Here is a 20,880-nt window from a genome sequence, read left to right as displayed (position 1 = left end):
AAAAGTGTACTGCGCGCGATTGACGATCATCCGGACTTGGAACTCAGTCTGATCGTTGCAGCCTCGGCACTTCTCTATCGCTATGGCAATGTGGTCGACAAAATCCGCGAGGATGGCTTCCAGATTGACGCACAAGTCTATTCGATTATTGAAGGTGACAACCCGACAACCATGGCCAAATCGACCGGCCTTGGTGTTATCGAACTCTCAACCTTGATGGAAAACCTGCAGCCGGACGTTGTACTCACCGTTGCTGATCGTTTTGAAACTATGTCGACGGCGATCGCGGCCTCCTACATGAACATTCCCTTGGCTCATACGCAGGGTGGAGAAGTAACGGGCTCGATTGATGAAAGCGTTCGTCATGCAATCACAAAGCTGTCTCACCTGCATTTGGTGACCAACGACCAGTCGCAGCAAAGAGTTCTTCAAATGGGCGAAGACCCGGACTCTGTCTTCATCACCGGCTGCCCGTCCATCGATGCGATTGCTTCCACCGACATGAAGATGCCGGTGGATTTTTTCGAGAACTACGGAGGGACGGGGCCAGGCCTCGATCCCAGCCGTCCCTATCTGGTTGTGCTCCAACATCCAGTTACGACCGAGTTCGGTCAGGGATTGGAGCAAATTAACGAAACGTTGTCCGCGGTTCATACATTAGACATACAAGCCGTCTGGCTTTGGCCGAACATCGATGCGGGATCGGATGATATCTCTAAGGGCTTGCGGATGTTTCGCACCCGGAATCCGGATGCTCCCATCCACTTTTTTCGAAACTTTGGGGTCGAGGACTATGCGCGCCTTATCAAGAATTCCGCATGCCTTCTTGGCAACTCGTCCAGTGGAATCCGCGAAGGAGCATTTCTCGGTGTTCCGGTCGTAAACATAGGGTCACGTCAAAAAGGACGCGAACGGGCACATAATGTAATCGACGTCGGATATGACAGGGCGGGTATTGAGCAGGCAGTTCGCAAACAAATCGCTCATGGCCACTATCAGACCGACATGCTGTACGGCGATGGTAGGGCCGGGCCAAGGATTGCCGAGATCTTGGCCAATGCGAAAATATCAATCCAAAAATCCTTCTTCACGCGCTGACGACATGACGTCTGACAACGAACACGCCCACATAACCGGCAGCACGACTGCTTTCGATACCAATTGGCGGAGCCGCGAGGAGTCGTATTACAACCATTGGGTTCGAGGACGGCCAGCCAATCAGATTCAGCTCGCATTCCGCAGCCATTGGGAGGTTTTCCAGGGCCTGATGGGCGAAGCCGCCGAAAGGAAGGGGCAGGCACTTGAGGTTGGGTGCGGGCGCGGCTCGCTTTCCAGTTACTTCGCAGACGCCGGGTGGGAGTGTACGCTTCTGGACTATTCGGCCACCGCCTTGACCATTGCCAGCGAGATTTTTCAGCGGAACGGACTGCTTGGGACGTTCACCACTGGTGACGCAAATGCACTTCCGTTTCCCGACAACAGTTTCGACGCGACGACCAGCATAGGCTTGCTGGAGCATTTCGAAGATGTACGTCAGCCGATTGCCGAACAACTTCGTGTCCTCAAGCCGGGCGGCTGGTTTATCGCCTACATTGTGCCCGAACGCCCAGACAATGTTCAGCGCTACTTTAACTGGGCCAATCGCGGGCTCAAATTGCTGGCATCGAGCCACACCGAATCCCAGCCACCGAAGGATGACGTCTACCGCAGCGACCTGGGCTCGGAACGCTATCTCAAAGCCATCAAAGGTTTACCGTTCGAGAACGTCAACACTTTTGGCATGTATCCGATGCCGATGATCAGCCACTCGCCGGAGTTTCCGTTCACACTGCTTCCACCTCCCGCTGAATGGATTCTCACGCGCATCTTTCAAGCCGCATTGGCATCCCGCCGTCTCCTTACGGGACAACACGGCTGGATCTGTTCCGAAAGGTTGGGGCAAGCCTTTCTGCTAGCCTTCCAGAAGAGCGCGCGGTGACGGTATTCCGCATTCTAAACATCGAGCCTGTCGGCTTTGCGGAAGAAGCTAGCGAAATCCTCAGGGGTATCGGTATGCTCGATGAAATTGCCTGTGACCGCGCACGTCTCCTGCAGTGCATTGCAGATTATAATGCCCTAGTCTTACGCTTCGGTGTCCGCGTCGACAAAGAGCTCATTGACAAGGCAACCAAACTACGTGTGATTGCCTGTCCGGCCACAGGGACCGAACACATCGACACGGAAGCAGCCAGGGCACGTGGTATCGAAGTTCTGTCACTCAAGGGCGACCAAGAGTTCCTTCACGGATTGTCTGCCACAGCTGAACTTGCCTGGGCGCTACTATTGATGTTGGCAAGAAATATGCCCGCAGCCGCCGAAAGCGTGAAAAGAGGCGTTTGGGATCGCGACGCATTTCAAGGTTTTCAACTCAAAGGTAAAACCCTTGGTATCATCGGCTACGGCCGATTAGGGCGCATGGTGGCGAACTACGGGAGTGCGTTTGGTATGACCGTGCTTGCAAATGATATTAGGACCGACTTGCGAGATAGCGGGGTGCGAATGGTCTCGATGGCCACCGTGCTGCGAGAGTCAGACGTCATAACGTTGCACGTGCCTTTGAGTTCAACAACACATAGTCTAATCGATGCTGCAGCAATCAAGCAGATTAAGCCAGGATCATTTATTGTGAATACTTCACGTGGGGAGATTGTGGAAGAATATGCCTTAGCATCGGCCTTGACATCAGGTTCGATTGGCGGATACGCCACGGATGTTCTATCGGGCGAAGGCCTCAAACAACGCGATTGGCCACGCAGTAACCTTATATGGAAAGGTTTTCGCGATGATCCTCGCGTAATCATTACTCCACATATCGGTGGAAAGACAGTCGAGTCCAACCGAGATGCAGATATACATATCGCAAAAAAAATCGCTTCGTTGTTCAGTTGAACAAAAATTCTGCATATTTTTGTCACGCTGAAATCCATCTGCTAGTTTTGCTACATTGAACTGATGACACTATTGGACGGCCGCGGCTGTCTTTGGAAATTGGTGTAATATGGTTCGTTGTTTATCAACGAGCCCATCGTTCATAACATGTACGAACTGGTGGTCTGATCATTGCCCAATGATTCGACTTTGCGATAACGCGTGAATTAATCGTTTTGTCGATTGCGCTACGCCCATTGGCGATAGCTGCCGGCATGTTAAGAGGTTGGTAGATTTTTTTGGAGTTTGGCACAGCGTGGCCGCTAGCAAAATTCACCCATCAAAAAGTGCGTTTATGTTACCTCACCGCTCACAGACTGCGCGCAACGTTGGAGTCAATGCGCTGCAAAAAGTGACTGTTGGAACGGCCGGCTTGGCTGTTACCGCGGTTCTCGCGCGCAACTTCCCGCTCGAGTTGTTGGGTGTTTGGGCGTTGGTTTCCGGCGTCGTTAACATTGTAACCTTTGCGGACTTCGGTTTGCCCTCGGCATTACCGCGTCTTCTGCCAGCAATGCGGGCGGACAGTACTCGCGGAGACCCCAGAGCGGTGGTAGCCATCGCGCTGATAGTAGCCACGACCATGGCATTGGTTGTTTTTGGAATCGCTTTTCCCGTCGGCCTGTCATTGCCCACAATGTACAATATAAGTTCTGACCTACATCATAATTCTTCTTTACTTTTTATATTGTCTTTTTTCATTGGTGGTATACTTCTACCACTGCGCTTCAGCACTGGGGTGCTAGCCGCCTCCCATCGGTATGATCTAATTGGTTATGCAGAGATGGCATCTGCAATTACGAAGATAGCAGGCGTCTTTATGCTCTCATTTTGGATCAATCAATCGTTTGTCGTTGTGGCTGTATATATGCTAGCTTGCTCGTTAATTGCCCCTCTGTTGCAATGCACCTACGCAATCCGACTGGCCAAACCGCGCTTACCAACCTGGTCGGAATTCAGAATTCTTACTCTTCCCATGATTTCACTAGCCGCGGCTTCTTTGGCCGTATCCCTCGCAACGGCATTGACACTTCATGGCCCGGCGATGATCGCGAGCGCGATAGAAGGTGGAGCAAATGCAGCTGCCTTGATCGGTTTGCCAATCATGTTGAGTGCCGGTCTTATGGCGATAGCCCGATCAAGCGCTGGATTTTTGACTCCGATCGCGAGCGGACTCGCAGCACAGATGGATTTCGACAAAGTCTATCAAGCTTATCGCGTCAGTACGCACACCTTGACCCTCGTTATGGGGGGTATGGCCGCCGTGATTTCATTAGTCGGAGTGCCTGTTCTTAATTTATGGCTGGATGGTCACAACCTACTCGGAGATAGTGTTTCGACCATGGCAACTGTTTTAACATTATTTACGTTTACTGCCGCGATCACTGCTCCTGGGTTGACCGCACGAGTTGTTCTCAGTGCAAGTAATGCTCATTGGCGCGCAGGAATAACCGAACTACTTGGTTCATTTATCGCAATCTTCGCCGCAGTTGCGCTATACGCATTGGACTTCGGTATCATCGGCATTGCAATGGGAATAAGCGGAATCGTTATACTACGTGGATGCGTTGTTATGCCCTTAATCCTATCCAAACACCTGGGGATAAGCTTTTCGAGGTTACTGATTGAGGGTTGGGTCGGCCCTGCCCTAATCGCAATTGTATTCACCAGCTTAGCATGGTGGATAGGCGGCTTGATCGCCGGCTGGAGTAAGATTGGCCTGTTCTTATCAATGCTTTTCTTTGCTATTATTTGGGCAATTGCATGTATTGTCACAATGCGTACAGTCGGCAACCAGGTCAAGGGACTACTACACAGAATAGGTCAACCATCTTGGCTCAGATAGTCTACTCACCAAGGCATGATTCAGATGTTCACTAAAGGGCGCAGGTTCTTGGCCGCACAAATGCATCGATTTTCTGTAACTATCGCTCATCATTTCTATTTTCGGCGCTACCGCTCTCTTTTTCAATGTACAAATGAAATTGTTACACGTTACAGAACAATTGGAGGTTTGACGCATCGTTACCAAGTATACAAACTCATTGAACTGCAGCGAATTCTAGAAGAACATCAACCTGAAAGAATTTTAGAACTTGGCGCTGGAACCACCACTGCCCTGCTTGCAATCTATGTAAAGCAGTCCAAACATCGTGCTCTTACAACAATTGATGAAAGCGATAAGTGGCTTGAGCAAGCCAAGAAACTGGCGGGGATTGTTGATTTTGACAAACAATTTCAAATGATAAGTACGGACGCTGTCGCCGATATCAAGATTCCGGCGGTTCGTTACGCTAAGGTTCCCATTGAGGCTTACGACTTAGTGCTGATTGATGGGCCCTCCCTGAGAATTGATGGCAACCAAAGAAAAGATGCAATAAACGACAACATCTTCGATTTAATAGAACAATTCCCACCACAAACAATTGTTGTTGACGGTCGATTTTCCACTGTTACCGCGATCGAGAAGCACTATAACAAATTCTATCAAGCCTTACCTTCTCAAGTTCGACGGTCCATTCTGCCCTTGAACTATCGCTATTTCTCTATTTTTGACAAAACACAATGATATCAGCTCCATTATGAATAACATTGTTTTGTTACCGAAAGCTTCAATTACCAACCTGGTTTTTTACTTGATAGGCGATTTTTGTTGTCAGCCATTGAATTTGATCCACCAAATATGCGCAAAATTTTGCAACTAGACAGGACTATTTTTTTCCTTCTCGCGATTGTTGTCGCAGTAAGTATGTCAATAGGACTAATAAATTGGCTTGGAGTACCACTATGGTTGATTCGGCTTATACTGGACGCTTCAGTTTTGCTTTTGACGTGCTTAGCCCTGTGTTTGTTCGAAAATCGCACAGTAGCGCTTAGTCTTTTAATTCCGCTTTTTCTTGTTACTGTGATTGGCGCTTTAGGTGCGTGGACACTCGAACAAGATTTATTGGTAGCTATTCTTTATGCCCGAAAAATACTTGCCATATCTATCTTGTTTGCTGCGGGCTATTTGATTGGCATATCTAGCTCGGCAGCTCGATCAGCGCTGATCATAACACTCACCTTTTTTCTCGCGCAGCCAGTTTTTGGGGCTGGCAAGCTGTTGTTCTATGGAATAGACGAAAAAGTCTGGATTGGTACGCTCCATCAAACAGCGGGGCAGCTCGGCCTTCTTTTTGCACTAGTAGCGATGGCGGTAATTGTTCCGATCGGCATTTTTCAGCGCCGTTGGGTGCTGCTTTTTTTGCCGGTTGCGATTTGTTTCGCGATCATCAACGAGAAACGGGCAATACTGGTTGCTGGCCCAACGATGTTATTTATTATGCTTTTTATTTGCACTTTTGCTTATCTTTTGCACTCAAGAAAAAACGGATTTTTTGAAAAAGCATTGACAATTGATAGAAAATCAATTTTCTTTATCTGTTTTTGCGCGATGATAGCCATCCCGAGCGCTATTATCGCAATCCCATCTCTTAATTCAATGGATAGAAATTGGGGAGGGTTAGAAAGTCTTTCGTCAATTTCCCGATTGCTGAACGAATTTGTTTTCGCTTTCATTTATACGCATGATTACTTATTTCGCGACTTTAATCACCAGATGAATTCGTCCGAATTTGATGTTGATCAGAACTTGAATATTCAGATTGGGCGTTTGCAGATAATGATTGACACGATCAAAATTGCTTGGGACGCGCCAATAGCAAATAGAATTTTCGGCTTCGGTGGCATGATCATTGACCCGACTTATTTGCTTGGATCCGACCGAAGCGACTTGATGTTCGAAAAATTTGGTATTCGGGGCCAACTGCCATTCGCATTAATGACTTTGGTAGAGGCAGGCTTTTTTGGTTTGCTCCTACTGGTTTCTTGGTTTGGGTTAGTGGGCGCGCTATTGTTGCGGAGATTGCTTCAGGCCGTTGATACCACAGGCATGGTTTTCACAATTATTGGAATTGGACTATTTGGCACCCTCGCCTTTGATGTTTTTTTATATTCAGATGCGTTGTGGCGCTCTGGAGCACTGGGGCCAGTTGTTTTCCTGTTCCTCGGCGCCGTGCTTAGTGATCAGACAAGTTTGGTACGATCTCAATGAGTTGGAGCCTATCGATCGAAACGAAGATTTCTCGCTGCCGCGCGTTCATCCATTCCTGTCGCGCTGATGTAGCTGACTATCGGCTAACTCCGAAGGCTGAGCCTACTGCTTACGCCAGATGCTTTGCAGTTTTCGCACTTCATCTAATTGGCGCGCGCGACGTCTTAGATTCGTCCCGAGACGCCCTTACTGAGGCACTATATCGCGACATCCGAGCCAGACGCGCGCTGGTAGGAAGTAAGGTTCCGCAGGACAAGGCCTTTCGGCAACTGCTATGCTTCACGCTCAGCGCGCTCACAATTCTCGATGCACTTGATGAGGACCCACTAGTTGATCTTGTCACCGAACAGATGCCAACCGATATAGCGGCAGAGTTGAGTAAAGTAGGCGCCTTCCAAGGATTAGCTCAATCTGGGAACCAGGCGATGTTTCTAGCGATCTTTTTATTGCATATGCGAAGGTATACAAGCCTCGATACAGGGGAGCAACTTGCGTCTTGGTTGGGCCTTCACATCGCTACAATGAACCGCTTCGGTTTTTGGGGCCCAGACAGGGGATCGACTCACCTCCAATTTCAAAATGGCTACCATCAGTATGAGATTTTTGAGTACATGCGTGCTACCATTCCCAGGCAAATGGAAGCCGTCTCAATGGTTGCGAGTTCTAGCGGACGAGACTGGTCATTTCGCACCCTATCCCGGTGGTGGCGCGTGCTTTGACTATGATGCTGTATTCATCTTGACATCGGCCGGCGGAACCTCAGGCATAGAAGACAACAAGTCTCTGCTTGAGCGGACGGCCCAGGCGATTGCGAACGAGCAACAATTGGACGGTGGCTTTTGCGAGAGCCTTTGTGTAAGACCTCGCCATCGCAACTGGCACCGTTTTGTAAAACGGGCATACACTGCTGACAACCTAACCTTGTTTCGAGAAAGGTTGCGTTACTCGATCACTTTGCAGCGGGCTAAACACGACCGGATCAGTACTCACTGGAGTAACTACAGCCGTCAATGGAACGAGTCCAACCTATGGGACTCGTACTTTCGCATGCTCACCATTGCTCGGATCGATTGCGCGTTGAACCCCAAGCGTGCAGAAAAATGGGGTTTCATTGACTACCCAGGCATCGGCTGGCACCCCTCTCTCAGAACTGTCCCGGAGCAACTGGCTAGTGCCCATCCCTGACAAAAGCAATTCCGCTTGCAGTCTGGACATCTGCTCTGCATGTGGGGCTGCTGACTGGGATGAGATGCTAGTCCTTAACGACGAGAGACGTGTGCGCTTCGATACCTTTGTTCGTTTGAAGTACGGTTCTCTTTTCGAAACATGGGCCGACACTCACAGAGTTTCCTTAGCGAAGTGCAATCAGTGCGGTCATCGGTGGTATCCCGTCGTCCCGAATGACGAAGTACTAGCAAAGATGTATGAAACGGCTTTGCCGTTGAAAAGAACCGCCGGCGACGGGCAGCAGCCGACTAAGCAGATGGTCGCCAGGATGCGTCAACTGCGAGGTTTAGCTGGGCAGGAAGCGCGCCTACTGGATTTTGGAAGCGGGAATTGTCGTTGGGCGAGAGCAGCGATCGAAGCAGGGTTTCAGGTGACGGCCTTCGAACCCAACAAAAACCGTGGATCCATTGCAAACTCAGAAGAGAATTTCTTGTTCGTTTCGGACTACTCTGCCTTGATCGGCAGCAAGTTCGACGTCATCCACGTCGAGCAGGTTCTTGAGCATTTGTCGCGGCCTTTCGACGTTCTTACCGGCCTGAAGAAGCTGATCAACCCGCACGGCTTGATCATCGTTCGTGTGCCGAACGTCGCTAAAGAAGAAATCCTGCGACCGATTTGGGAGACCTGGCCATTCGACGGGACAAGCCCTCATGTGATGGCTCCCTTTGAGCACATCCAAGGATACACACCGAGATCACTTGAGGCTCTTGTCAATCGCGCGGGATTCGAGGCGCTGCCACTGTTCAAACTGGCACTCTACATGCCAAAGCATGTCTTGCACCGGCTCGCTTCACACATTCACCCGTCCGTCGGTCAAACCCAGATAGTTGCCATTAAAAAATGACCCGTCATAGGAAACATCTCGAACTATTTTGCAGCTATAATGCGACACAGCACAAACCTAAGGCGCTAGCTCGAAGTTGCATGGAAAGAGCCAAGTGACCTCAGTTTACTATATTTCACCGTCCATTCTACCGTCGCGAACGGCAAACTCGGCTCATGTGGCACATCAGTGCGCTGGCCTCGCTATGGCCGGTGCTAAGGTCACGTTAGTCACCAAGCGAGGCATTGCCGATCCGTCCCGACTGCCAGAGGCCATATCAACAGCTTACGGCATATCCTCCAACTCTTTTGCGACACTAAGCTATTTCAGCCGATCGGAATGGGGGAACAGTCTGCGGATTGCGGTTTTGGCACTTGCGCAGTTGGCGCGTCAGGCAAGGCCAGACCTCGTGATATCACGCAACCTTTATGCGGCGTATATTCTGGCTGTTGCTCTGCGCTGGCCACTAGTCTTCGAGACCCACCAGCTCGAGTTCGGACTCCGTAAACTCCTTCAATGCGCTATCATGACACGGCCAAATACCCTTACAGTGGTCATTTCAGAACAATTGAAGTCCATTCTCACAGACCATCATAGTGTTGCTCCGGCTTGCAGTATCGTTCTTCACGATGCGGCGCCCGCCGGCATCGAGCCGTTGGCGCCATCACACAGGTATTCCGAACTCGCCGCGCTTGTTCCGAACTTGGACATCTCGGAATGGGAAAGTGTATGCGGATACTTTGGGCACTTATACGCCGGCCGTGGCATAAAAATCATCGAAAGCATGGCCGCTGCACGCCCCAACGTGCTGTTCTTGGTCGTTGGAGGCAATAACGCCGATGTCGCGGCCCATCGCTCAAATACGTGCCTCGAAAATCTGGTATATACCGGCTTCGTGCAGCATCCCGTGGCGCTTCGCGCGATGTCCGCTTGCGATGTGCTGCTTATGCCCTATCAAAGGAATGTCTCAATCGGCGTTGCCAACCAGGACACGGCGCGCTGGATGTCACCCATGAAGATGTTTGAATATCTAGCGTCGGGAACACCGATCATCTCGTCCGACTTGCCCGTTTTGCGCGAAGTCCTGGAGGATGGCCACACAGCTCTGCTTGCGCCACCGGATGTGCCCGAAGCTTGGATAGGCTGTCTGGATCGCCTTCTGGACGATCCGGATTTGGCAGAAACGATCGGCGCCGCTGGCCATCAGGCATATCTGACGAAACACACGTGGCAGCTAAGGGCTGAGGCGATCCTGGCCGCGGCAAAGGCAAGCATGGCGGCACAAAAAAACCCATGAGACAATTATTCGTTCTTGTGCCGTCCATGAGCCCAGAAGGACCGGTCAAAGGTGCCATTGCGCTTGCTAATGCACTGGTCAACGAACGGAAGGTGACATTGGTTTCCGTCAAATCAGGGCCCGGCGCGCAGGCTGTGCTCGACCATCGTGTTCGACATCTGGATCTTCATGCCGCAGGGAAGTGGTACAAAGGGGTGCGGCGTTTGCGCCAAGTCCTTGAAGAGGCTGGGGGACGTGGTGGCTCATCAGCAGGCGGTGCAACCATGATCTCATTCTGCCTATCCGCAGATGCAATGGCCCTTTTGGTCCGCAAGAGCGCACACTGGATATCAAGTGTGCGTGGCAACCTACCGCGCAACTATCATTTCGACTATGGGCTTACCGGCTTGCTGCTGGCCAAGCTCCACCTGATGACCTTGGGGTTGGCCGACAAAGTCGTCGCTATGACCGAGCCTATGGCGGAACAGGTTGGTTGCTATATCAACCGGCGACCGGCCATTATCGGCAACTTCGTCGACGAGGCCGTGCTTGAACCCTACCGCCGCCCAGCAGGTCGAAACAAACCACTACATTTTGTTTTTCTTGGCAGCCTCAGTGCCCGCAAACAACCGCTTGAATTGATAGCGGCCGCTCACCAGCTGATCAACAGTGGAAAGACCATTCAGGTGACCCTGGTAGGGGAGGGCGTGCTGCGCGCCGACATCGAGGCCGCCATACGGTCCGCCAATCTAAAGGATAACATCCAACTCACCGGTCAGCTCGACGACCCTTACCTCATCCTGGCGCAAGCTGACGCGCTGGTTCTTCCGTCCATGTCGGAGGGAGTCAGCCGAGCTGTGCTTGAAGCTTTGCATCTTGGAATTCCGGCCGTACTGCGGGATGTCGACGGCAACCGCGAGGTGATCGAGCCCGGTATCAATGGCACGCTCTTCAGCGATCCTGCGCAACTCTCCCGGTGTATGTTAGAGGCAGCAGATCTCAGACGCAGCATTACCTCCCAGCAAAGCCTTCTGCCTTCTAGGTTTCGCCAAAAGGCATGTGCGTCCTCCTACCTAGATTTGGCGGAAGCATTATGACCGCTTTTGACACCTACTACAGCTACCTGCGTACGAGGAGCTTGAAGGGACTTATCTACCGCCGCCTATTCCTCTACCCGAGGCTGTCAAAACAGCTGAGCGGTGTCGCGTTGGATATCGGATGCGGTATTGGCGACTTCCTTGCTTTTCGTAAAGAGACGGTCGGAGTGGACATCAATCCCAAGCTTGTAGCGCATTGCCATGCGCGCGGGCTAACGGCCCATGTCATGGCACCAGATGTTTTACCGTTTGGCGATGGATCCTTTGATGCTGGCATTATGGACAATGTATTGGAGCATATCAACGAGCCTGGTCCGCTGTTGGCCGAGGCGCATCGGGTGCTGAAACCGGGCGCGACCCTTGTCATCGGCGTTCCGGGACAGAAAGGCTATCAAGCGGACCCTGACCATAAGATCTTCTACAACGAAGAGCGGCTGATACGACGGCTCGCTGACAGCGGGTTTGAACTCAAAAGGTCTTTCTATATGCCGCTACCTTCGACATTTCTTGCCCACCGCCTCACGCAACACTGCCTGTACGCAACGTTCAAGCCGTTGTAGATGATCCTCAACCGAAAGGACCTCGGCCCCTGCGTTGCGAGTTCGCCTTGGTTAGAGCATATTTTATATTATTCAACTCGCTGAAAAGACTTCGGTTTTTCGATTTTGGGTATGGTTTGGTCTGAAAACCGCACAGAGTCTCGTCGCTAGTGAACCTACCGCCGTGATTGACCGAACAATAGGCAAGGGAATCGGTAAAGCAAATTAGATGTGATACAGTGCAAACCGCAAAGAATGACCGCGAAGCTGCACACAGCTGCTGATCATATCTCGCAGAAGAGACAGTGGATTGATGCAACCCTCAGATTCAAGTTGGGAAGCAGGCGTACCAACTCCCGCTTAACCAATGTGGCGAAGATGGCGCAGATCAGACAGGCGAAATCGACCGGCTATACAAAATGATTGAATGGAGCACAGCTTTGGCGTAGTTGTCACCGTGATCGTCGCCCGAAAGCTTAATGGTTGGGCTATCCGGACTGAGAAGTGGTACAACGGCTCTAACCGTTGAGTTTCTTATTGCGCCAGTGGCTACCAATTTGGTTTGAAGCTTCCACACAGTAGAATTTGCTCGTCCGAATGCGATAACAGCCACGGCAAAAAGAAACACTTTGGGCCAAAATGCGAATAGCTATCACCGGTGCATCTGGTTTTATTGGAGTTGCCTTGGTCGCACATTTGGCTGATCGACATGACCTGATTCTTCTTGGGCGCGATCCGCAGAGACTTGCAGCGCAGTTCGGCCATAGATTTCCAACTTTCCACAACACTGAAGCCCTTGGTGCTTTCGCCGATGTGGATGTAGTAGTTCACCTTGCAGCTGCTCTGCCTGGAACGCTTGCCTCAGAAGCGGAGTACCAAGAAGCGAACACAACACTTACAATGAATATGGGTGAAGCGGCGGCAGCCGCACACGTTCAAATCTTCATCAATGCTACGACACTCGGTTGGAATCGCAATGCCTATTCGAGAACAAAGCTTGCCGCTGAAGATGGGCTTAACTATGTGCCTGGTCTTAGGGTGGCCCATATTCGGTTGCCCGCTGTTTACTCAAACAATTTTAGTGGCCGACTATCGATCTTAAATTCATTTCCAGAGTTTCTACGTTTACCGTTGTTTCAGTGTTTAGGATCATTAAGACCAACTGCATCTATGGAACACGTTGTGTTTTCTATAGATAATCTGATTGAATTACGCCAAAAAGGCAATTATATTGTATCAGACCGTCAAATGAATAATAAAATTTATCTAAATCTGAAGCTTTTTGTCGATTATACATTTTCTTTGGGTGTTATATTATTTTTTTGGTGGCTTTTCATCTTTATTTTTTTTGCCATTCGCTTGGATTCAAACGGCCCACCTGTTTTTGTCCAAAAGCGCGTCGGCAAGGACCGCAAAATCTTTGAATGCTTTAAGTTTCGGACTATGCATATCGGAACTGCTAACGCGGCAACACATCAGATTTCGGAAGATGCAATTACTCGGGTTGGTCGCCTCCTTCGCCGGACCAAACTTGACGAGCTTCCACAAGTAATGAACATTCTGAAACGAGACATGAGCCTTGTCGGCCCACGTCCATGCTTGCCCGTACAAAAAGAATTGGTTGAAGCCCGCGATGAACTTGGCGTCTACGAAGTTCTTCCCGGATTAACGGGGCTTTCCCAGGTTGACGGGATCGATATGAGTAGTCCTCGGCGACTGGCGCGTTCCGATGAATACTATGTCGCAACACGAAACCTTTTAACGGATCTGATGATCATTCTTAGGACAATAGCGCCCCGTAAAAGAGAGGATCGCGTCTAGCATAGAATGCTGTGACCTAGCCATCGGGATCAAGACCGTGAGTCAGTAGATTCTGTTCTTCTTGGCGATGACAGCTCATAGTCTGCCTTTTTGCGATGGCTCCATTGATGTCGGCATTATGGACAATGTGTTGGAGTATATAAGCGAGCCTGGTCCGCTGTTGGCCGAGGCGCATCGGTTGCTGAAACCGGACGCCACCCTCTTCGTCGGCGTTCCGGGAGAGAAGGGCTGTCATGCTGACACAGACCACAAGATCTTCTACAATGAAGAGCGGCTGATACGATGTCACTGACAGCGGGTTTGAGCTCAAAAGGTCCTTCTATATGCCGCTACGTTCGACATTTCTTGCCCGCCGCCTCTCGCAGTACTGCCTCTATGCGTCTTTCGATAGAAGGTGACGATTTCTAGTCAGTGACCGGCCAAGCGAGAAATCGCATTCCTCAATGGCTCCCCCATGATGGCCTGAGAGCCGCGGCTGGATAGGTGGCCTCTATCCTTGTACAGAACAAGTTCATCCTGCATCATACGGCAGAGCCCGTTGGTGCAGAGAAACTCCGAAGGATCGAGGACGTCCACACCTGCTTCTGAGGCGGCAATGTGCACGTATTCGACCTCCCATTGCGCTGTAGGCAACCTTCGTCGCGTACCGATCAATTGGTCGATCGGCGCGAAGAAGCTAGCTCGAGCAAGGTACATCGGGACGTCAACCACGTAGCTTGGCACCTGACCGACCACCAAGACCGAGGTTGTTTGCGTAAGCGAATAAGCTAGCGTCGTACTTAAGCCTGCACCGATTCCTTCCTCAGTTGCATCTTCCTCGTAAGTGCGGAACGAGACGGGATTGTCGCGACCATAGGACCGCCAGTTTGCGGCCATGACCAACAGATCGAAAGCCTCGTTCTTCATCAGATCTCTGACAGCATCATTAGCCTCGGCGCAGTTGCCTTTCTCCGTTTCCAAATCGAGAATTGGTGGACACCCATTGGTCGCGACGAACGTCAGTTCGTACCCATCCGAGTCTGTCAAATCCACCATCGGAGGCAGCAGGGCGGTTGCATACAAATCTCCCCACAGCAGAACCCGGAGCCCCGTTGCTCCCGAAGTGGTGTATCGACAAATGTCCCCAGTCCGGATTTCGGACGGATCCGGATCCGCGCAAGTGAACTGATCAGGCGTCCAATCCGAGCGGGCGTCAGCCATGCGACGTACTTCGGGATCGACACGTTGTGGCAAACCTCCAGAACGATGAATGGCCAGATTCGTGACTGACGCCGCACTAATTACAACAATTGTCGCAGCGATGGTCTCGCCGGTGAAGATACGTGTCTTTCTGAAGCGGGCTGGGTTTTCGATGAATTCTAACGTTAGGATAGATAGCAAAATCGATCCTGCAAAGACCGCCATTTGCTCGGGCACTGTGAGCGAACGACCTAGATAGTAAACGACAAAACAGATCACAGGCCAGTGCCACAGGTACAGAGCGTAAGACAGCCGTCCGAGGCCTACCATCGGTGCGGCAGATAGGACCAACCCTGGGATTGTTTTGCGCTCGCTGTCTCCAAAAATCACCAACGCCGTGCCTATGCAAGGTATCAACGTCGGAAATCCAGGATGCGTTGTGTCCGAAGTGAAGAATACGATGCTCCACAAAACAAGAACAACCCCGATCGCGGAACACGCTTCCTTGGCCACATCTGTAACCCTTATCCGATCTTGTCGTAACGCGATCGCAAGCAGCACACCTAACAGGAGTTCCCAAGCTCGAAATGGGATGAGGAAGAAGGCCATATCCGGCTGGTTCGGGACCACGAACACGCACAATGCAAAGGATAAGCCAGCCAACGCGCCGAAAATTGGAAAAAGATGCGATCCGCACCACCTAGCCACAACCAGCGTCATAACAGGGAAGACAAGATAGAACTGTTCCTCCACCGACAGCGACCAAAAGTGTAGTAGCGGTTTGGAATGCGCGTCAGGACTAAAATACCCCGATACTCCGAAGAAATAGTGGTTGGAGTGTAACAACAGTGCAGACACTGCAGACGAACCAAAGGCAGAATAGTCGTCTGGCATGAGTAGCGCATAACCGAATATGGTACTGACACCAACAACGAGAAGGAAAGGAGCTGCCAACCGTCGTGCGCGACGTTCATAGAAACTCAAAAGCGTGAAACGCTCTGCATCGATATCGGCGAATATAGATTTAGCTATGAGGAAGCCCGATATCACAAAGAAGACATCTACCCCCAGAAATCCTCCTGGAACAAGTGTTGAATCAAGATGGTAGAACACAACGGCCAAGACGGCTATCGCCCGCAAGCCGTCGATTTCCAACCTGTGCGCCTTGTTATTGGCTCGGATTCTTTTTTTGCCGATCACGGCATGTCCTCGACGCTGCGACTGAGCCAACGTGAATATGAACTATTCAACTTGGAGCGTCTTTCTGGGGACGAACTGCCTGCACTCCCTAGCAGAGGGATTGCGTTGGCAGATATAGCGTTCAAGTCTTCTATTCACTCGACTTCTCCAACATGAGCTCTTCGCGAGCCACTTCTTCAAGGTATTGACCATACTGAGATTTCCCAAGCCGTTGCGCTAAATCGACGAGTTCTTCGCGCGAAATCCACCGAAGTCTAAAGGCTATCTCTTCGGGGCAGGCGATCCGATGGCCTTGCCGCTTTACGAGTGTGCGGACGAACTCGGACGCTTCAAGCAAGCTGTCCGGTGTGCCCGTATCCAGCCAAGCAAAGCCCCGCCCAAGACGCTGTACCTTCAACTTGCCGCGGCCCATATAGGCGCGGTTCACATCGGTTATCTCCAGTTCCCCGCGAGCCGAAGGAGCCAGTGAGCGGGCGATCTCCACCACATCCCGATCATAGAAATAGAGCCCTGTAACTGCCCACGATGACCGGGGCAGTGCTGGCTTCTCCTCAATGGAAATCGCCACGTCCGCCTCATCGAACTCGATGACGCCATACCGCTCCGGGTCAGTAACGTGATAGGCAAAGATCACAGCATTGCCGGCTTCGGCTTGCGCCCGGGCCCGCGAAAGCTGCGATTGCAGGTCGTGGCCGAAATAGACGTTGTCGCCCAGAATTAGAGCCGACGGACCGTCACCAACGAAGTCTGCGCCAATGTGATACGCCTGTGCTAGACCCTCGGGCCTGGGTTGGGCCTTGTACGATAATGCCACGCCCCATCGCGCACCATCGCCCATGAGTGCTTGGAACCGTGGGAGTTCATCCGGCGTTGTGATGATAAGGATATCGCGAATCCCGGCCAGCATCAGCGTGGTCAGCGGATAGAAAATCATGGGTTTGTCGTAGACCGGCAGAAGCTGCTTCGACACAACACTCGTCATAGGGTGCAGGCGCGTCCCGGCTCCGCCCGCCAGGATAATTCCCTTCATGACAGCATCCTCTCATCCTCTTTCGTGGTGTCCAGTTTGAGACAAGCCTCGACAGCCTCGGCGATATGAGTGCGCCAGTGGGGTAGGGTCCAACCGAATGCGGCAGCAAACCGGGAACAGTCGAGACGAGCATCAGCCGGCCGCCTCGTCGGGCTCGCATACTCGTCTGTCGAAACGCGCTCGACACGCGCGGCAGGCCCGTTTCTTGCCGCGCTTTCGGCAAAAATTGCCTCCGCAAAGTCTGCCCAGCTTGCCTGACCGGCGGCTGTCATATGGAAGATACCTCGCACGGCCTTATCTGAATCATCAACGAGCCTGCGCGCAACCAGGATTGCGCCCAACGCCACATCCATTGCGTAGGTTGGCGCGCCAAACTGGTCGGCAACCACGCGAACAACGGGGCGCTCGTTTGCTAGACGAAGCATGGTGCTAAGGAAGTTCCTACCGGTTGGCGAGTAGACCCACGCCGTGCGCAAGATTACGTAATTCAGCCCGCTTCGGCCTATGGCCACTTCGCCAGCTTCCTTGGAGCAACCGTAGACCCCCAGCGGCGATGTTGGATCGGCTTCAATGTAAGGGCGCCCTAGAGAGCCATCGAACACATAGTCGGTCGAAAGATGAACCAGCGGGATACCGAGATGCTCCGCCGCCTCAGCAATAGTCTTAGCGCCGGTCGCGTTGACGGCAAAGGCCAATTCGCTTTCGTTTTCTGCCTGGTCAACGGCGGTATAGGCGGCAGCGTTGATGATGACATCTGGAGCGGCACTGGCGAGGGCAGGTAAAATGGTTGCTGGCTGCGCAAGATCCAACGTTGGGCGCGCCAGTGATATGATTTCGGCGCTCTCATCGGTTAGCGACCGAATGGCATGCGCCACTTGACCATTTCTGCCCGTCACCACGATCCGCATTGCATGATCCTTATTCGAAATAGGCTGGAAGTGCCGACAGTGGCGGGTGGCGCCTATCCTTGTCCGACACCTCCAACGCATCGTTTGGAAGCTGCCAATCGATGCCCAATTCGCGATCATCGAACGCCAGTCCGAAGTCGTGATCAGGAGCGTATGGCGCACTCACCTTGTAGACGACGAGTGTATTCGGCTCCAGCGTAACGAAACCATGGGCAAAACCGCGTGGAATAAACAACTGCCGACCGGTCTCTGCCGACAATTCAACCGCGACGTGCCGCCCGTAGGTGACCGCTCCGCGGCGCAGGTCGACAGCCACATCGAGAACACAACCCCGCGCGACCCGAACCAGCTTGTCCTGGGCGAACGGCGGCGCCTGAAAATGCAATCCCCGCAAAGTACCGGTCTTGACCGAGAGCGACTCATTGTCCTGCAAGAACTCGACCGAGATGCCTTCCGATTCCAACAGTTCCTTTTTCCAGGTCTCGGAAAAATAGCCCCGACGATCGTCATGACGTTTGGGAAGGAGCGTCTTGACTACATCAATATCGGTTGCCTCGATCAGCATCAGGCGGCCCCAATCCCCAGCCTTTCACCCCGATAAAGACCTGATCTTATACGCCCCCACCAGCGGCGGTTGTCGACATACCACTGCACCGTTTCGGCAAGCCCTGTCTCGAAACTGCGTGTTGGCTGCCAGCCCAATGCACGAGTCATCTTGCCCGAGTCGATGGCATACCGAGCATCATGCCCTGGTCGGTCTTCAACAAAGGAAATCAGCTGGTGTCGGGGGGCGATGGACGGATCGGGCAAAAGCTCATCGAGAGCGGCGCACACCGCACGAACCACATCGATATTAGGTCTCTCTAAATCGCCACCAACGCAGTAGGTCTCGCCCGGCTGACCTTCATCCGCCACTAGGCAGAGCGCTTCCACATGATCTTCGACATGAACCCAGTCGCGCACATTTTCCCCATTGCCATAGACAGGCAGAGGCAACCCCTCGATGCCATTGAGAATCATCAATGGAATTAGTTTCTCGGGAAACTGGTATGGTCCGTAATTGTTGGAGCAATTCGTTATCAACGCCGGCAAGCCGTAGGTGTGATACCAAGCTCGTACAAGATGGTCACTTGAAGCTTTCGAAGCGGCATAGGGCGAGCGCGGGTCGTAGGCCGTTGTTTCGCAGAAACGGCCCTCGGCACCCAAAGATCCAAATACTTCATCGGTCGAAATATGCAGGAAGCGAAAACGCGAGCGGAGAGGTCCCTGCAATCCTCTCCAGTAGTCCAGCGCCGCCTGCAGGAGCACAACTGTTCCGACCACATTCGTTCGAATGAAGTTTGCTGGTCCGTCGATTGAGCGATCGACATGCGTTTCCGCAGCCAGGTGGATGATACGGTCTGGAGCGAAGAGCCCGATCGCGTCGGCGACTGTCTGCTTATCAGCAATATCAGCCTGCAAAAAGGTAAAGCGCGGATCGTCGACAACCGGCGCGAGCGAGTTGAGATTGCCCGCATACGTCAAAGCATCAAGGACAAAAACATGATCGTCCCTTTCCCGAATGAGAAAGCGCGTCAGTGCCGAACCAATGAAACCTGCGCCCCCCGTAACGAGCGTTCGTCTTGCCATATCTTCGTTCCAACCGCGTCAATCTGGTGTTTGATCCAAGTGAGCCAGCTGCACCATATACGGGGGTTCAGGCAAGCCGCCATCCCCATTTGCCAAAGTACCGAATGCCATTGCGCACCAACACCAAGGCAATGCGCCCGCTCCTATGCGCCGTACGCTGCCATCCATGCACAACGGTGACATCGGGGTTGAAGACGGTTCTCCAACCTGCAGCCTGGAGCATTCGAGACAGATCCGCATCTTCGAAATAGAGGAAAAATCGGTCGTCGAACCCTCCAACCGCATCGAGAGCTGATCGTCGGCAAACCATCAAGGCGCCGGAGCAAAAAGGCACGTCGTAGGATGTCTCATAACCGATTTCGGCCATTTCGTAATGTGCCATTCTGCTCTTGCAGATGTCGCCCAGGCGGCCCAAGGCAAACCGACGCAGAGCCAGATCAAGCACGGTTGGATGCTGCCGGTTAGAATGCTGTACGGATCCGTCCGGCCAAGTCATGCGAGGGCTCATAAGACCGACATCACGATGGTCGGCCAGAAACGACGCGCTGTCCCGGAAGAAACCCGGCGTCACGACGATATCCGGATTGCAGATCACGTGCACGGGAGCCTCCGAATGCCTCAAAATCGCATTGTGACCGCGGCCATATCCGATGTTGTCACTGCCATCGACCATGGCAAGCGTCGGTTCCGTCGCCGCGATCTGATCGATCAAGGCGGTCGTCTCATCGCTCGAGCCATTGTCCCGAACCCATATGTTCACCTCGCCGGGGTAGGCGTGGGCCGCCACGACTAGGCTCTCCAACGTCGCTGCTATCGTCACGGCGCTTTGATAAGTTACCACGCCCACGCTGATAGAAGGGTGCTTGACCGGAGTTGGATGGTTATCGATTTGCATGAGAATAACTTTGTATGGGCAGTTATGGGTACGCAGGATTTCGTTGGCCTCGAATCGGGCATTCGCAATTCAATAGCAACACAATTCTTGGCCTGCGACAGGTTTTCTGCGATTTGTTTTCCCTAAGTCACATTAGCTGAGGCAGAGTTTTCCGGTGCTATTTCCCTTGGCTTGGAGAAGGGCAGAGCGCCTGGACGCT

The 20,880-nt window shown here is 52.2% G+C and carries 18 protein-coding genes; 12 read left to right on the top strand and 6 right to left on the bottom strand.

The genetic code is table 11. The annotated features are described in order from the left end of the window. The first annotated feature begins 36 nt into the window (after positions 1–36). The 12 genes from neuC to ABWH92_RS01210 all read left to right on the top strand — a co-directional run bounded on the left by neuC (position 37) and on the right by ABWH92_RS01210 (position 14,132). Entirely contained in the window at positions 37–1,098 is a 1,062-nt protein-coding gene (gene neuC / locus ABWH92_RS01265) for a UDP-N-acetylglucosamine 2-epimerase (protein ID WP_375571415.1), read from the top strand. A 4-nt stretch (positions 1,099–1,102) separates the two neighbouring features. Then, positions 1,103–1,978, top strand: a complete 876-nt coding sequence (locus ABWH92_RS01260) for a class I SAM-dependent methyltransferase (RefSeq protein ID WP_375571413.1) — start codon at positions 1,103–1,105, stop codon at positions 1,976–1,978. Then, a complete protein-coding gene (locus ABWH92_RS01255; RefSeq protein ID WP_375571411.1) occupies positions 1,975–2,928 on the top strand; it encodes an NAD(P)-dependent oxidoreductase in 954 nt (317 codons plus the stop codon). The genes ABWH92_RS01260 and ABWH92_RS01255 overlap by 4 nt, the downstream gene beginning before the upstream one ends. A gap of 295 nt (positions 2,929–3,223) precedes the next feature. Next, the gene (locus ABWH92_RS01250; RefSeq protein ID WP_375571409.1) at positions 3,224–4,810 is read left to right on the top strand and encodes a lipopolysaccharide biosynthesis protein; all 1,587 of its coding nucleotides are present in this window, start codon (positions 3,224–3,226) and stop codon (positions 4,808–4,810) included. 48 nt (positions 4,811–4,858) lie between these two features. Continuing rightward, entirely contained in the window at positions 4,859–5,533 is a 675-nt protein-coding gene (locus ABWH92_RS01245) for a hypothetical protein (RefSeq protein ID WP_375571407.1), read from the top strand. Between the two features lie 84 nt (positions 5,534–5,617). Then, positions 5,618–7,057, top strand: coding sequence for a hypothetical protein (locus ABWH92_RS01240; RefSeq protein ID WP_375571405.1), 1,440 nt, complete (start codon positions 5,618–5,620; stop codon positions 7,055–7,057). Positions 7,058–8,333: 1,276 nt separating this feature from the next. Next, on the top strand, positions 8,334–9,128 hold the full coding sequence (locus tag ABWH92_RS01235) for a class I SAM-dependent methyltransferase (RefSeq protein ID WP_375571403.1): 795 nt from the start codon (positions 8,334–8,336) through the stop codon (positions 9,126–9,128). Between the two features lie 94 nt (positions 9,129–9,222). After that, positions 9,223–10,404 (top strand): glycosyltransferase family 4 protein, encoded by a 1,182-nt coding sequence (locus tag ABWH92_RS01230; RefSeq protein WP_375574304.1) that lies wholly within the window; start codon positions 9,223–9,225, stop codon positions 10,402–10,404. A gap of 263 nt (positions 10,405–10,667) precedes the next feature. After that, positions 10,668–11,480, top strand: a complete 813-nt coding sequence (locus tag ABWH92_RS01225) for a glycosyltransferase (protein ID WP_375571401.1) — start codon at positions 10,668–10,670, stop codon at positions 11,478–11,480. Next, complete coding sequence (locus ABWH92_RS01220; RefSeq protein ID WP_375571399.1) at positions 11,477–12,040, top strand: class I SAM-dependent methyltransferase; 564 nt, start codon at positions 11,477–11,479, stop codon at positions 12,038–12,040. Before ABWH92_RS01225 ends, ABWH92_RS01220 begins: the two co-directional genes overlap by 4 nt. Before the next feature lie 618 nt (positions 12,041–12,658). Next, positions 12,659–13,840: a sugar transferase gene (locus ABWH92_RS01215; protein ID WP_375571397.1), complete on the top strand. Its 1,182-nt coding sequence runs from the start codon at positions 12,659–12,661 to the stop codon at positions 13,838–13,840. A gap of 67 nt (positions 13,841–13,907) precedes the next feature. After that, positions 13,908–14,132, top strand: a complete 225-nt coding sequence (locus ABWH92_RS01210) for a methyltransferase domain-containing protein (protein ID WP_375574303.1) — start codon at positions 13,908–13,910, stop codon at positions 14,130–14,132. Between the two features lie 116 nt (positions 14,133–14,248). Here the strand turns inward: ABWH92_RS01210 and ABWH92_RS01205 are convergent, their stop codons facing one another. From ABWH92_RS01205 to ABWH92_RS01180, 6 genes are all read right to left on the bottom strand, one after another. After that, positions 14,249–16,219 (bottom strand): acyltransferase family protein, encoded by a 1,971-nt coding sequence (locus tag ABWH92_RS01205; RefSeq protein WP_375571395.1) that lies wholly within the window; start codon positions 16,217–16,219, stop codon positions 14,249–14,251. Positions 16,220–16,349: 130 nt separating this feature from the next. Beyond that, complete coding sequence (gene rfbA, locus ABWH92_RS01200) at positions 16,350–17,249, bottom strand: glucose-1-phosphate thymidylyltransferase RfbA (protein WP_375571393.1); 900 nt, start codon at positions 17,247–17,249, stop codon at positions 16,350–16,352. Further along, the gene (gene rfbD, locus ABWH92_RS01195; protein ID WP_375571391.1) at positions 17,246–18,157 is read right to left on the bottom strand and encodes a dTDP-4-dehydrorhamnose reductase; all 912 of its coding nucleotides are present in this window, start codon (positions 18,155–18,157) and stop codon (positions 17,246–17,248) included. Before rfbD ends, rfbA begins: the two co-directional genes overlap by 4 nt. Positions 18,158–18,167: 10 nt before the next feature. Beyond that, entirely contained in the window at positions 18,168–18,722 is a 555-nt protein-coding gene (gene rfbC / locus ABWH92_RS01190; RefSeq protein ID WP_375571389.1) for a dTDP-4-dehydrorhamnose 3,5-epimerase, read from the bottom strand. After that, entirely contained in the window at positions 18,722–19,786 is a 1,065-nt protein-coding gene (gene rfbB / locus ABWH92_RS01185) for a dTDP-glucose 4,6-dehydratase (protein WP_375571387.1), read from the bottom strand. Before rfbB ends, rfbC begins: the two co-directional genes overlap by 1 nt. Before the next feature lie 67 nt (positions 19,787–19,853). Then, positions 19,854–20,681 carry a glycosyltransferase family 2 protein gene (locus tag ABWH92_RS01180; protein WP_375571385.1) on the bottom strand — a complete coding sequence of 276 codons (828 nt, stop codon included), beginning with the start codon at positions 20,679–20,681 and terminating at the stop codon, positions 19,854–19,856. Positions 20,682–20,880 lie beyond the last annotated feature (199 nt).

Source organism: Ahrensia marina, from assembly GCF_042140245.1.
Taxonomy (GTDB): domain Bacteria; phylum Pseudomonadota; class Alphaproteobacteria; order Rhizobiales; family MH13; genus MH13.
Note: the sequence above shows the minus strand (reverse complement) of the source record. Positions and strands in the feature narration are given on the sequence as shown.